13 protein-coding genes are annotated in these 13,278 nt (G+C 63.1%); 2 read left to right on the top strand and 11 right to left on the bottom strand.

What is annotated here, in order from left to right:
* Nucleotides 1-6 precede the first annotated feature (6 nt).
* Nucleotides 7-531, top strand: coding sequence for a DUF2087 domain-containing protein (locus tag U3648_RS08595; RefSeq protein WP_420858821.1), 525 nt, complete (start codon nt 7-9; stop codon nt 529-531).
* Here the strand turns inward: U3648_RS08595 and U3648_RS08590 are convergent.
* The 11 genes from U3648_RS08590 to U3648_RS08540 form a co-directional block, all read right to left on the bottom strand.
* The gene (locus U3648_RS08590; protein WP_420858820.1) at nt 528-1,304 is read right to left on the bottom strand and encodes an enoyl-CoA hydratase-related protein; all 777 of its coding nucleotides are present in this window, start codon (nt 1,302-1,304) and stop codon (nt 528-530) included. The two genes, U3648_RS08595 and U3648_RS08590, sit on opposite strands and share 4 nt — an antisense overlap.
* Nucleotides 1,305-1,376: 72 nt before the next feature.
* Nucleotides 1,377-1,820 (bottom strand): cytochrome c-type biogenesis protein, encoded by a 444-nt coding sequence (locus U3648_RS08585; protein WP_420858819.1) that lies wholly within the window; start codon nt 1,818-1,820, stop codon nt 1,377-1,379.
* Nucleotides 1,817-3,799 carry a heme lyase CcmF/NrfE family subunit gene (locus tag U3648_RS08580; protein WP_420858818.1) on the bottom strand — a complete coding sequence of 661 codons (1,983 nt, stop codon included), beginning with the start codon at nt 3,797-3,799 and terminating at the stop codon, nt 1,817-1,819. The genes U3648_RS08585 and U3648_RS08580 overlap by 4 nt, the downstream gene beginning before the upstream one ends.
* 72 nt (nt 3,800-3,871) lie before the next feature.
* Entirely contained in the window at nt 3,872-4,084 is a 213-nt protein-coding gene (locus tag U3648_RS08575) for a hemolysin XhlA family protein (RefSeq protein WP_129680945.1), read from the bottom strand.
* Nucleotides 4,074-4,652: a holin family protein gene (locus tag U3648_RS08570; protein WP_420858817.1), complete on the bottom strand. Its 579-nt coding sequence runs from the start codon at nt 4,650-4,652 to the stop codon at nt 4,074-4,076. The genes U3648_RS08575 and U3648_RS08570 overlap by 11 nt, the downstream gene beginning before the upstream one ends.
* Nucleotides 4,643-5,254: a holin-associated N-acetylmuramidase gene (locus U3648_RS08565; RefSeq protein WP_420858816.1), complete on the bottom strand. Its 612-nt coding sequence runs from the start codon at nt 5,252-5,254 to the stop codon at nt 4,643-4,645. The genes U3648_RS08570 and U3648_RS08565 overlap by 10 nt, the downstream gene beginning before the upstream one ends.
* A gap of 83 nt (nt 5,255-5,337) precedes the next feature.
* A complete protein-coding gene (ccmE, locus tag U3648_RS08560; RefSeq protein WP_420858910.1) occupies nt 5,338-5,781 on the bottom strand; it encodes a cytochrome c maturation protein CcmE in 444 nt (147 codons plus the stop codon).
* A gap of 18 nt (nt 5,782-5,799) precedes the next feature.
* On the bottom strand, nt 5,800-6,828 hold the full coding sequence (argC, locus tag U3648_RS08555; RefSeq protein WP_420858815.1) for an N-acetyl-gamma-glutamyl-phosphate reductase: 1,029 nt from the start codon (nt 6,826-6,828) through the stop codon (nt 5,800-5,802).
* Nucleotides 6,829-6,896: 68 nt separating this feature from the next.
* On the bottom strand, nt 6,897-7,709 hold the full coding sequence (gene murI / locus U3648_RS08550; protein ID WP_420858814.1) for a glutamate racemase: 813 nt from the start codon (nt 7,707-7,709) through the stop codon (nt 6,897-6,899).
* On the bottom strand, nt 7,690-8,622 hold the full coding sequence (locus U3648_RS08545; RefSeq protein WP_420858813.1) for a lysophospholipid acyltransferase family protein: 933 nt from the start codon (nt 8,620-8,622) through the stop codon (nt 7,690-7,692). The genes murI and U3648_RS08545 overlap by 20 nt, the downstream gene beginning before the upstream one ends.
* A gap of 54 nt (nt 8,623-8,676) precedes the next feature.
* Entirely contained in the window at nt 8,677-12,096 is a 3,420-nt protein-coding gene (locus U3648_RS08540) for an indolepyruvate ferredoxin oxidoreductase family protein (protein WP_420858812.1), read from the bottom strand.
* A 180-nt stretch (nt 12,097-12,276) separates the two neighbouring features.
* Here U3648_RS08540 and U3648_RS08535 point away from each other — a divergent pair, with 180 nt between their 5' ends.
* A complete protein-coding gene (locus U3648_RS08535) occupies nt 12,277-13,185 on the top strand; it encodes a LysR family transcriptional regulator (RefSeq protein ID WP_420858811.1) in 909 nt (302 codons plus the stop codon).
* Nucleotides 13,186-13,278 lie beyond the last annotated feature (93 nt).

The raw sequence follows: 13,278 nt of genomic DNA, 5'->3' as shown, positions 1-13,278 counted from the left end.
TCTCTCATGTCGCAGACCGCGATACCCGTCGTCATTGACGACCTTTCGACCTTTGCAAAGATGCTGCGAAGGGAACTTGCCCTACCGCCGGACGCCACCCCCGGACACAGCGCCATGCTGGGCGCGATTGCCCGCGCAGCCGGGTTCCGCAACCATCAGCACCTGCGCGCCCATGCCCGCGACACCGGCGTGCAAAGCGACCCGGCCCTGCGGGGCCGCGCGATGGAACGCGCGCTGCGGTGTTTTGACGACGGCGGGGTTCTTGTCCGCTGGCCCAAGCAGGCCTCGGCCCGGACCCTTGCCCTTTGGGCGCTATGGGCCACCCTGCCCGCCCGGCACCCCATGACCGAGCGCGAGGTAAACGAGGTCATCAAGGCCCGTAGCGACATTGGCGACCATGTCATGCTGCGCCGCACCTTGATCGACCTCGGGCTTGCGACGCGGACCGCCGATGGGTCCGTCTATCGGCGGGTCGAAACGACCCCGCCCGCCGAGGCCGAGGCCATCATCCGCAGCCTGCGGCGGCGCTAGCGCCCTTCGTAGTGCGGTGGCCGTTTTTCCAGGAAGGCCAAAACGCCCTCCTGGAAATCGCGGGTCTTGCCACAGCGGCCCTGCAACTTCGCCTCGACCGACAACTGCTGCTCCAGTGTGTGTTCGAAAGTATCGGCCAAGGCCTTTTTCAACTGTCGATAGGCCACAGTCGGCCCCATGGCCAACTGCGTGGCGCGCGCCTGCCAATGGGCCTCGAACGCATCCGGGGCGATGGCTTCGTAGATCATGCCCCAATCCCGCGCCTGCGTGGCCGGGATCCGGTCAGCAAACAGCATCGCCCCCATCGCACGGGCAAGTCCAACCTGACGCGGCATATACCATGTTCCGCCGGCATCGGGGATCAGCCCGATCTTGGTAAAGGCCTGCTGGAAAAACGCATCTTCCGACGCGATGACCACATCCGCCGCCAGCGCAAGGTTCGCCCCGGCCCCGGCCGCCGCCCCATTGACCGCCGCAATCGTCGGCACGCGGCAATTGTAGATCGCGTTCAGCATCGGCACGTATTCGTCGCGCAGCACCCGCTCCAAATCCATATTCGCGGCGTTGGTATTGTCGCCCAGATCCTGCCCCGAACAAAAGGCCCGGCCCTCGCCGGTGATCACAACGACACGTGCGGACTTTTCGGCCTCGCGGACCGCATGGGTGATCTCGGCCCGCATCTGGGTATTCAGCGCGTTCATCACCTCGGGCCGGTTCAGCGTGATGGTAGCGATATCGTCCTTCAGGACAGAGCGGATGGCCTGATATTCCATTGGAATCCCTTTGCGGTCTTGTCTGCCGCCTAACCTAGTGAACTTGTCGGTTCAGAAAAGCCAAACCCGGCGTCACGACCGCAGGATTTCGTCCAGCCGGGCCTTTTCATCCTCGGTCAGGGCCTCGGCCTCTTTGCCGCCGCGCCGCCGGATCGTCGCCCAGCCGATCCCAAGCGCGATAATCAGCATCGCGGGTGCCGCATACCACAGGATCAGGTTGGCCCCGTCCCGCGTGGGGTTCAGCAGCACGAACTCGCCATAGCGGGTGACGATGAAATCTACCGCCTCGGCGTCGCTGTCCCCTGCCACCAGACGTTCACGCAACAGGATGCGCAATTCCCGGCTAAGTGCCGCATTGGATTCGTCGATGCTTTCATTCTGGCAGACCGGGCACCGCAATCCCTTGGAAATCTCCCGCGCACGGCTTTCAAGCGCCGGATCGTCTAGGATCTCGTCGGGCTGGACCGCCCAAAGCGGCGAGGCCAGAAGCGTGAGGATCAGGATCAGGCGTTTCATTCGGCCGGCACCCCGCCACTGGCAACCCGCGTCTTGGCCGCCCCCGCCGCAACCCGCAACCGCCGGTCGGTGAGGGACACCATGCCGCCAAGCGCCATGAGGATCGCGCCGCCCCAGATCCAATTGGCGAAGGGCTTGATATAGGTGCGCACCGCATAGCCGCCGCCATCCTGCGGATCGCCGATCACAAGGTAGATGTCGCGCAGGATACCGTTGCGGATCGCCGCCTCGGTCGTGGGCATTCCGGCCACCGGGTAGAAGCGTTTTTCGGGGTGAAGCGTGGCCACCTCGGCCCCGTCGCGCCAGACGACCATTTCTGCCATGGTCGAGATATAGTTCGGCCCCTCGACCCGTTCGCGCACCTCGCGCAATTCAATATCCCATTGGCCGACAGTAAAGGTTTGGCCCACCTGCGCGGTACGGATATCTTCCTGTTCCCAGGCCATCAGGGTGGCAATCCCGAAGATGGTGATGCCAAGGCCCGCATGGGCCAAGAGCTTGCCCCAATCCGCGCGCGGCAGGCGGGTCAGACGACCCAGCCGGTCGGCCAGCGCCCCGCGTCCGGTCCGCATCCAGATGTCCGCGATGGCCCCGAGCACAACCCATGCCCCCAGTGCCACCCCTACTGGACCAAGCGCCGTGCGCCCGGTCTGCATCGCAAAGACCAGCCCGCCAAGGGCCACGGCCAGCACAACCACGGGCCATAGCGGCCGCATCGCCTTGGCCAACGACCCGCGCTTCCACGCAAGGATGCCGCCAATCGGCAGGATCGCCGCAAGCGCCACCATGAAGGGGGTGAAGGCCGCGTTGAAGAACGGCGGCCCGACCGACAGGGTGCGGCCGAGGACGACCTCGGCCACCAGCGGCCAGAGCGTGCCGATGAAGACGACAAAGGTCGCGACAGCCAGAAGGATGTTGTTGGCCACCAGCGCGCTTTCGCGGCTGACCACCGAGAAGACGCCCTTCGCCTCCATCGACGCGGCCCGCGCGGCGTAAAGGGTCAGCGCGCCGCCGGTGAACACCGCAAGGATGATCAGGATAAAGACGCCCCGCTCGGGATCATTGGCGAAGGCATGGACCGACGTGATGACGCCGGAGCGGACGATGAATGTCCCCAAAAGCGAGAACCCGAAGGCAAGGATCGCCAAAAGGATCGTCCAGCTTTTCAAGCTTTCACGTTTCTCCACCACGATGGCCGAATGCAGCAGTGCGGCGGCGATCAGCCAGGGCATGAACGATGCGTTTTCCACCGGGTCCCAGAACCAGAAGCCGCCCCAGCCCAATTCGTAATAGGCCCACCAGGACCCCAGCGCGATCCCCACGGTCAGGAACAACCACGCTGCCAGCGTCCAGGGCCGCACCCAGCGCGCCCAGGCCGCATCGACCCGGCCCTCGATCAGGGCGGCAACGGCAAAGGAGAACGACATCGAAAGCCCGACATAGCCGAGGTAGAGGAACGGCGGATGGAAGGCGAGCCCGGGGTCCTGCAGCAACGGGTTCAGGTCGCGCCCGTCGAAGGGCACCACCGACAACCGGGTAAACGGGTTCGAGGTGAACAGGATGAAAGCGTAGAAGGCCACCCCGATCGACGCCTGAACCGACAATACCCGCGCCTTCAGCGTGGCCGGCAGATTGCCGCCAAACCAGCTGGCACAGGCCCCGAACAGGGTAAGGATCAGAAGCCATAGCAGCATCGACCCTTCGTGGTTCCCCCAGACGCCCGACACCTTGTACAGCATCGGCTTCAGTGAATTGGAGTTCTGGAACACGAGGTTCAGCGAGAAATCCGAGATCACGAAACTATAGGTCAGCGCCGCAAAGGATGTGCCGACCAGCAGAAACTGGGTCGAGGCGGCGGGGTCCCCGAAGGCCATCCAGCCGCGCCAGCCCTTGCTGGCCCCGACCATGGGGACGATCATTTGGGCTACCCCCACAAGGGCCGCCAGAATCAGGGTGAAATGTCCAAGCTCTGCTATCATGCCCCCGTTCTAGCGCAGGGGCGGGGAAAGCCCAATCAAATCGGGGCGAGACATTTTGTCTGAGGCATATAGTCAGCCCCCCAGCGACAGCCCGCCCCGCAGTACATAGGCCAGCGCGCCCATGATGATCGCCCCCATCACCAGCCGGACCAGCCATTTCAACGTGTCCTCGATCGCCGACAGACGGGTTTCCACGTTGATCCGGTGCACCTCGTCCACCGCATTGCGGGTTTCAAGCGAAGCAAGCCGCCGTTCGATGGTCCGGCCCCAGTCTTCATTTGTCATCGCGGGCGGTCCTCCAATCTGTCAGCGCGGGATTGGGCGCGATTGCCATCGCCTCTTCGGCCTGATCCTCGGGGCTGCCCGGCGCGGTCAGGGCGGCGCCGGCCCCCAAGGCTTCGATCGCGCGGACCCGGCGACTGACCTCGCCCGCCTGCGCGGCGGTGATCGCGACGGATTGCTGGAATTCCTGCGCCTTGGCCTGATGCCGCGCCCCGAAATAGAAGCTGACAATCGCCCCCATCAGCCACCACAGCGGTTCGGGCACCAGCGCGATCCCCTGCATCCGGCTGGCAAACCAGATCGGGTCAACCATCGCCATCACAAACAGGCCCAGCGTTCCGAAGGCCAGCAGGGGACGCGGCAGGCGGTTCAGCCCGTCGATGAACCGGTCGAAGATGCCTTTTCGCGGATGGGCAAATTCCGCCGCGAATTGCGACAGGCTTTCGGATTTAGCGCGGGCATCCCGCGCGGCCCCGGCCTCGGCGTTTTCGCGGAAGGCGCCCATGGTTTCAACGACCACATTGCGCCCGTCCCCGAACAGGAAACCCAGGATGTTCGACATCAGCCCCATGCCGCCACCCGCGCCCGGTGTTCGGCGTCCGTCAGGTGATACTTGGGCGAGATGAATTCCTCGGCCCGCAGGATCCAGCCGCCCTTGCCCCCGTCGCGGCGACGGGCGTATTTGCGGCTGGCCGGGCGGGCATCGGCCAAGGCGTAGTAATAGTTGCGCCGCGCGATCCCATAGGCATCGGCGAAATGGCCCGGCGCGGCGGCTTCGGCGGCAAAGGCCGCCTGCACGGTCTGCGGCCCGATCACCCCATCAACCGCAATCTCGATCCGCATGTCCCGGATCAACCGTTGCAGGATTTTCACCGCATGGCTGCCCGCATTGACATACATGTCAAAGACCGAGGCCTGAATCGCTTGCGGCAGACGGTCGATCCCCGGCGCGCGGTAATAGTGGTCGATAAAGATGCGAGTCGCCTCTTCCCGGCCAAGGGCCTGAACATCGCGGGCGTCGATCAAACCGTCATGGGTCAGATCGCGGCCCAGACGGCGCATCGTATGAATGGTCACCCCGTATTTCGTGGCCCCGCCGGGATCGTCGGGATCGTTCACATAGCCGCCCTCGCGGGCGACGATGGCCTCTGCTATCTGCCGGACTGTCTGCATTTCCGCGCCTCGCCTGTTGATCGGGCACAGGCTGCGGAAAATCGGTTAAATCCGGGCTTGGGGACCGCGCGTTGCGCGCCCCGTCAGCTCTCGGGTTCGACGTAGGTGCCCTGTTCCTTCAGCGCGTCGATGACTTCCTTGGGCATGTAGGTTTCATCGTGGCGGGCCAGAATCTCGACCGCCTCGAAGGTGCCGTTCACATAGCGGCCCTGCCCGACCATCCCCTGCCCTTCGTTGAACAGGTCCGGCAGAATCCCGGTATAGCTGACAGGGATCGACGCGCCGCCATCCGTGACGTTGAAGGTCACGGTTTCGCCCTGCCCACGGATCAGGCTGCCTTCCTCGACCAGCCCGCCGATACGGAACACCTCTGTCTCGGACGGGGGTTCCGCGATCACTTCAGATGGGGAGCGGAAGAAATTGATCCCGTCCTTGAACCCATAGCCGATCAGAACGGCCGAGATTGCCAGCGCCACGAAGGCCAGCGCGATCACCTGCACCCGCCGCCGTTTCTTGAGGTTCTTCAATCCCGCCATCTGTCGCCCCTATGGGAATACCGGGGCCAACATCAGCCCGGATGTTTCGTCAAAGCCCAGCATCAGGTTCGCGTTCTGCACCGCCTGTCCCGACGACCCTTTGCACAGGTTATCAAGGGTCGACACCACCAGCGCCCGGCCCGGTTTCCGGTCACCCACCACGCCGATATGGCAGAAGTTCGACCCGGCCACATGGCCCATCTGCGGCGCCTGCCCGAAAGGCAGAACCACGACAAAGGGTTCATCCGCGTAGCGCGCCGCAAGGGCCGCATGGATCGCCTGCGGGTCCCCCTTGACGTAGCAGGACGCGTGAATGCCCCGGTTGATCGGCACAAGGTTCGGGGTGAACTGAATCTCGACCTTCTGGCCCGCGATCATGGTAAATTCCTGATCGAACTCGCCCAGATGCCGGTGCTTGCCGCCCTGACTATAGCCCGCCACATCGGTGGACCGTTCGGCAAACAGCATGTTTTCCTTCAGGCTGCGGCCCGCGCCGGAAATGCCGTTCTTCAGATCGCAGATGATGTCATCCAGATCAATCAGCGCCCCTTCGATCAGCGGTCGCAGGGCAAACTGCACCGTGGCCGCGTTGCAGCCCGTGCCCGCGACCAGCCGCGCGCCCTTGATCTCATCCCGGTAGAACTCGGTCAGGCCATAGACCGCCTCGGGCTGAAGCTCGGGCGCGTCATGGGGTTTACCATACCATTTTTCGTAGTCCGCCGGATCGCGCAGCCGGAAATCGGCGCCCAGATCGACGATCTTGACGCTGCGCGGCAGGTCCTTGACCAGCGCCTGCGACAACCCGTGGGGCAGCGCCGCAAAGGCAAGGTCAATCCCGGACCAGTCGATCTGGTCGATGGTCACAAGGGTCGGCAGGTCCAAATGGCGCAGATGCGGGAACACATCCGCCATCTTCATCCCGGCCTTGCGGTCGGCCGAAAGGGCCCCGATCCGCAGCGAGGGGTGGGTTGCGATGATCCGCACGAGTTCGGCGCCGGTATATCCCGAGGCGCCCAGAATGGCGACGGTCTTGGTCATGTCATGCTCCGTTACAGGAGGGTATTTAGGGGCTGTGATGGCTTTGGGCAATGTGCGCCCGCGCCGCATCAGGCGGCGGTGAATGTCACCTGTCGTCGCAGGAACTGGGTTGCCCGGTCCGACACCTTGCGCGGATCGCCCGTGGTCAGGAAGCCGCCTTCGGTCCCCGGCCCGATCATCGCCGGGTGCCGCCCAAGGTAATCGGCAAGGCTTTCGGCCACCAGATTGGCCTGGCTGTACACCCTTACCCCCTGCCCCAGCGCGTCCTGAAACGTTTCTTCCATCAGCGGATAATGGGTGCAGCCAAGGATCGCGGCATCGGGCTCCGGCATCTTGCGCAAGAGCGCGTCCACGTGCGACCGCACCAGCGCCTCTGCCAAGATCGTGTCGCCCTCTTCAATCGCGTCGACCACACCGCCACAGGCCTGCGCCTCGACATCGACGCCGATCGCGCGGAAGGCCAGTTCACGCTGAAACGCGCGGCTGCGCACGGTGGCGGGCGTGGCAAACAGGGCCACATGCTTGACCGCAACCTCGCGCGGCGGGGAATTGTCACCCCAGTTCCGTTCGGTCAGCGCCTCGATCAGTGGCACGAAGACGCCCAGAACCCGCTTGTCACGCGGAATGAAATTTTCCTGCATCCGGCGCAGGGCGGCGGCGCTTGCGGTGTTGCAGGCGAGGATCACCAGATCACAGCCCGCGTCCCACAGCCGCTGCACGGCAGCGGTCGTCAGCTCGTAGATGTCGTCGGCATCCCGCACCCCATAGGGCGCATGGGCGCTGTCGGCGAAGTAGACAAACGGCACATCCGGCAAGCGCTTTTGCACCGCGTCCAGAACCGTCAGCCCGCCCAAACCACTGTCAAAGACTCCGACCGCCATTGCTGCGCCCTTTGTATTTCGCCTCGAATTCATAGCCGACGCGGTTGGGATCAACCGGATCAGGACTCAGCTCATACGTCGCTTTGCGCAGGAAATCCATGCAGGCTTTTGAATCGCCTTTGAATTCGGCCAGCCGTTCGGCGGGGATCGGCGCACCGATCACCACCCGGACAGGGGTGCCGACACGGGCACGGAATTCGCGGATCAGCATCCCCAAACGCAGGGTGCTGTGTAGGCGACTGGCCAATTGGAACAACCGGCTGTTGCGGCCTTCGAAGAAAATCGGGACGACGACGGCCCCTGACCGCTGCACCATCTTGGCGGTGAAATTGCGCCAGCTTGGGTCCATCGGTGGCGCGAACATCCGCGCAGCGGTGGATACCGTGCCACCGGGAAACACGCCGACCGCCCCGCCCGCCGCCAGATAGCGCTGCGCCTCTGCCCGGGTTTCAAGATTGGTCTTTGCTGCCTCTTTCGTTTCATCGAACGAAATCGGCAGGATCACCCGCTCCAGATCGGGCGACCGACAAAAGACGCTGTTTGCGAGGATCTTGAAATCGCCCCCGCGGCGTTCGGACAGGATGCGCCCCATCGTCAGCCCGTCCAAGATGCCATAGGGGTGGTTCGCCACCACCACCAGAGGTCCGGTTTCGGGGATGTGATCAAGGCTGCCGCCCACGATCTCAAGGCTCAGCCCATAGCGATCGAACAGCACCGACCAGAAATCCCGACCCCGCGCCACCTCCTCCTGATAGCCCCGCGCCTTGCGGATCAGGCGCAACCGGCCCGTGGCGTTTTCCATGACCCGGACAACGGCCCGTGCCGGACGTGTCCGGACCGCACTTGCATAGCTGATGTCACGGGCAATCTGGCGGTCGTTCATCGGGCAACCCAAGGCTGAATCGTCGCGCATGTTCTAGTGCGGTTGACGCTGGGTTAGCTAGCCAAAGTTTCAGCCCTGTGACAGCTACTCCGCCGCGAGTTTTTCCGGGCCGGATTCCAGCGCGGCCAGCAAACTGTCGCGCTGTTTCGCGGCCTTTTCGACGTTTGCGGCCTTGACCGGACCAAATCCACGGATCGTCTGCGGAAGCGCGGCAAGCGCCAGCGCGGCATCGGCATTCGCCCGATCGCCAAGCGCCAAAACCCGATCCATATCCGCCTCGAACTCGGCAATCAGGGCGCGTTCCATCCGCCGCTCCGCCGTATAGCCGAAGATGTCCAATGGCGTGCCGCGCAGCCCCTTCATCCGGGCCAGCAGTTTGAACAGCATCCGCGTGGACGGGCCGAATTGCCGCTTCTTCGGGCGTCCGTCTGCCCCCGTCCCGCCAAGGATCGGCGGGGCAAGGTGATAGGACAGGCGCAGGTCGCCATCAAAGGCCTCTCGCGCCTTCGCTTCGGTGTCCAGATGCATCCGGGCGACCTCGTATTCATCCTTGTAGGCCAACAACTTGTGATAGGATTTGGCCACGGCCTCTTTCATCGCGGGGCTGTCGAACCGGGCTACGAAATCACGATACTTGCGGGCCAGTGCCGGACCTTGGTAGGCCGTCAGCGCCTCTGCCCTGAAGTCGATTCTTTCCTGCAATGTCAACGGTTTCTCGACAGGTCCTTCACCAATCAGTCTGGCCGCATCTTCGGGATGAAGAAGCGCCCAACGCCCCATCTCGAAGGCGCGGATATTGGCCTCCACGCCGGCCCCGTTCAACTCGATCGCCCGGTGGATCGAATTGCGTGACAGCGGGATCGCCCCCGATTGCCAAGCGGCGCCAAAGACCATCATGTTGGAATAGATTGAATCCCCCAACAGGGCGGCGGCAAGGGCCGAGGCATCGAACAGCGCCAACCGGTCCTGAAGCCGGGCCTGCAAGGACAGGGTCAGGTCTTCGGTCGGGATGCGGAAATCCGGATTGCGGGTGAACTCCCCGGTGGTGATGTCATGGCTGTTGACCACGGCGCGGGCGGTGCCCGGACGCAGCAGGCCCAGCGTCTTGGCCCCCGCGCTGACCACCAGATCGCCGCCGATCAGGGCATCGCATTCCCCCGTTGCAACCCGGATTGCACTGATATCGCTTGGATTTTCCGCCAAACGGCAATGAATGTGAACCGCGCCGCCCTTTTGCGCCAGCCCGGCCATTTCCATCATGCCCGCGCCTTTGCCATCCACATGGGCGGCCATCGCAAGGATCGCGCCAATGGTGACAACGCCGGTGCCGCCGACCCCGGTGATGACCACGTTATGGGTACCGTTGATCGGCCCGAAATCCGCCTCGGGCATATCCGGCAGGTCAAGCTGGGCGGTGGCTGCCTTTTTCGGCTTTGCCCCTTCGATCGTCACGAAAGAGGGGCAGAACCCCTTGAGACAACTAAGATCCTTGTTGCAGGCGGATTGGTCCACCGCGCGCTTGCGGCCCAGTTCGGTTTCGACCGGAACGATGGCCACGCAGTTCGACTGCACGCCGCAGTCGCCACAGCCTTCACAGATATCGGTGTTGATGAACACTCGCTTGTCCGGATCGGGAAACTTGCCCCGCTTGCGGCGGCGGCGTTTTTCGGCGGCACAGGTCTGCACGTAAACAATGGCCGATACACCTTTGATATTGCGCAACTTCTCCATGACAGCGGGCAACTCATCGCGTTCATGGATCATCAGCCCCGATGGGAAAGTCGAAAGGTCAATTTCCTCTTTCGGATCATGCACAAGTGCGACGTTCTTTACGCCCATCGCCTGAAGCTCGCGGCAGATCTGGTCGGCGCTCAGGTCACCTTCGTTCTGCTGCCCGCCGGTCATGGCGACCGCATCGTTATACAGGATCTTGTATGTGATATTCGTGCCCGCCGCGACGGCAAAGCGGATCGCCATCAGACCCGAGTGGTTGTAGGTGCCATCGCCAAGGTTCTGGAACACGTGGTCACGGGTGGAAAACGGCGCCTCGCCCACCCAATTGGCCCCTTCGCCGCCCATATGGGTATAGCCGCTGGTTTCGCGGTCCATCCAAAGCGCCATGATATGACAGCCGATCCCGGCATAGGCCCGCGACCCATCCGGCAGCCGCGTCGAGGTGTTATGCGGACAGCCGGCACAGAAATACGGCGTCCGGCTGGCGATCTCGGGGGCGTTGTCGGCTGTTTTGGCGGTCTGTAGCGCCTCCAGCGCGGATTTCACCCCATCGGTGCCGCGCCCTTCCTCGATCAGGATATCCCCGATCCGTTCGGCAATAAGCACCGGGTCCAGCGACATGCGGGTCGGGAACAGTTCCACCTGCCGCCCGTGTTCCCAGGTGTCGCCCTTGTGCCAGCCATAGACACGCCGCCCGCGCCGGTCGTCAAAGATCGCTTCCTTGACCTGCACCTCGATCAGCTTGCGTTTTTCTTCGACCACCACGATCAGGTCCAGCCCTTCGGCCCATTCGTGGAAGCTGGTCATATCCAGCGGGAAGGTTTGCCCGACTTTATAGGTGGTGATCCCCAGCCGCTCGGCCTCGGCCTCATCCAGACCCAGCATTTGCAGCGCATGCACAAGATCAAGCCAGTTCTTGCCTGCCGCGACAAACCCGATTTTCGCCCCCGGCTTGCCCCAAACACGTCGGTCAATTTTATTTGCGCGAGCAAAGGCTTCGGCGGCAAACCTCTTGTGGTCGATCATCCGGGCCTCTTGCGCGATCCAGTGATCGCCAAGGCGGATGTTCAACCCGTCCGCAGGCATCGGGAAATCGTCCGGCGTCACAAAGGACAGGCGATGCGGGTCGCCAGCCACGACCGAGGTCACCTCGACCGTGTCTTTCATCGTCTTCAGCCCGACCCATACCCCGGAATAGCGCGACAAGGCATAGCCATAGAGGCCGTAATCAAGGATTTCCTGAACCCCGGCGGGGGACAGAACCGGCATATAGGCATCGACCATGGCCCAATCGGACTGATGGCAGACGGTCGAGCTTTCGCCGGTGTGGTCGTCCCCCATCGCCATGATGACCCCGCCCAACGGCGAGGTGCCCGCCATATTGGCGTGTTTCATCACGTCGCCCGACCGGTCAACGCCCGGCCCCTTGCCATACCACAGGCCGAACACGCCGTCGTATTTGCCCTCGCCCCGCAATTCCGCCTGCTGCGTCCCCCAGAGCGCGGTTGCGGCAAGGTCTTCGTTCAAACCCGGCTGAAAGGTGATCTGAGCGGCATCGAGATCGGCCTTCGCCTTGGCCATCTGCAAATCCACCGCCCCAAGGGGCGAGCCGCGATAGCCCGTCACATAGCCCGCCGTATTCGCCCCGGCCCGCGCATCCCGCGCCTTCTGCATCAGCATCAGCCGGACCAGCGCCTGCGTCCCGTTCAGCAGCACCTGCCGCTTTTCCAGATCGTATTTGTCGTGAAGACTGATTTCAGCCCGGGTCATGGCGTCCTCCCTGACGGTCTGTGGTCCTGCCCCATTATAGGTCAAAATTGCTGACCTACCAAGGGGATTTTCCGCCCTCTTTTCCCGATAAACACCTGACACATATAGTTGCATGAGGCATGTTAGCCAAAGTAACAGATGAAACTTCGCGAGCGGTAACGGCGACAACAGGGAAACGTCATGGACTGGGACAAGCTAAGAATATTTCACGCGGTGGCCGATGCGGGCAGTCTGACCCATGCGGGCGATACGCTGCACCTGAGCCAATCCGCCGTGTCCCGTCAAATCCGCGCGTTGGAAGAGTCGCTGAACACCACTCTGTTTCACCGCCATGCGCGGGGCCTGATTCTGACGGAACAGGGCGAACTTCTGTTCGACGCGACGAAATCCATGCTGAAACGGCTGGACGCCGCAGCGGCCCGCATCCGCGACAGCGAAGAAGAAGTTTTCGGCGAATTGAAGGTTACCACGACGACGGGCTTCGGCACGCTCTGGCTCGCCCCGCGTCTGCACAAGCTGTATGAAATGTATCCCGACCTGAAGATCGACCTGATGCTGGAAGAACGGGTGCTGGATCTGCCCATGCGCGAGGCGGACGTGGCAATCCGTATGAAAGAGCCCAGCCAGGCCGACCTGATCCGCAAAAAACTGATGAGCGTTCGGATGCGCCTTTACGCGTCGCAGGACTATCTCGATACCCACAAACCCATTGAGTCCCTGTCGGACATGCCGAACCACCGGCTGATTTGCCAGTCACCCAATTCGTTCCAGGTGTCTGCCGGGTCGACCTTGGTCCAGCACCTTCTGACCTTCGAACCGCAAAGCCTGCTGACCGTGAACAACTACTTCGGCGCGCTACAGGCCATTCTGGCGAATGTCGGTGTCGGCGTGCTGCCCGATTACCTGACCGAGGATTTCCCGAACCTGATCCGGGTCCTGCCTGACGTGGAATCCGGCGAGGTCCCCGTGTTTCTTGCCTACCCCGAAGAGCTGCGCCAGTCGAAGCGGGTCTCGGCCTTCCGCGACTTCGTGCAGGATGAAATTTTCGCCCATCGCCGCCGGATGCGGGTCCTGGCCGAAGAGACCTGACGCCGAGCTATGCAATCGGTGCATATCGGGCATGTCGTTTTGTGGCCGTTTTTTCCTTGATTGCCTACCGAAGCGACCCTATCTGCAATCTCG

It is taken from the genome of Marivivens marinus (assembly GCF_035969385.1).
Lineage (GTDB): Bacteria > Pseudomonadota > Alphaproteobacteria > Rhodobacterales > Rhodobacteraceae > SELP01.
Note: the sequence above shows the minus strand (reverse complement) of the source record. Positions and strands in the feature narration are given on the sequence as shown.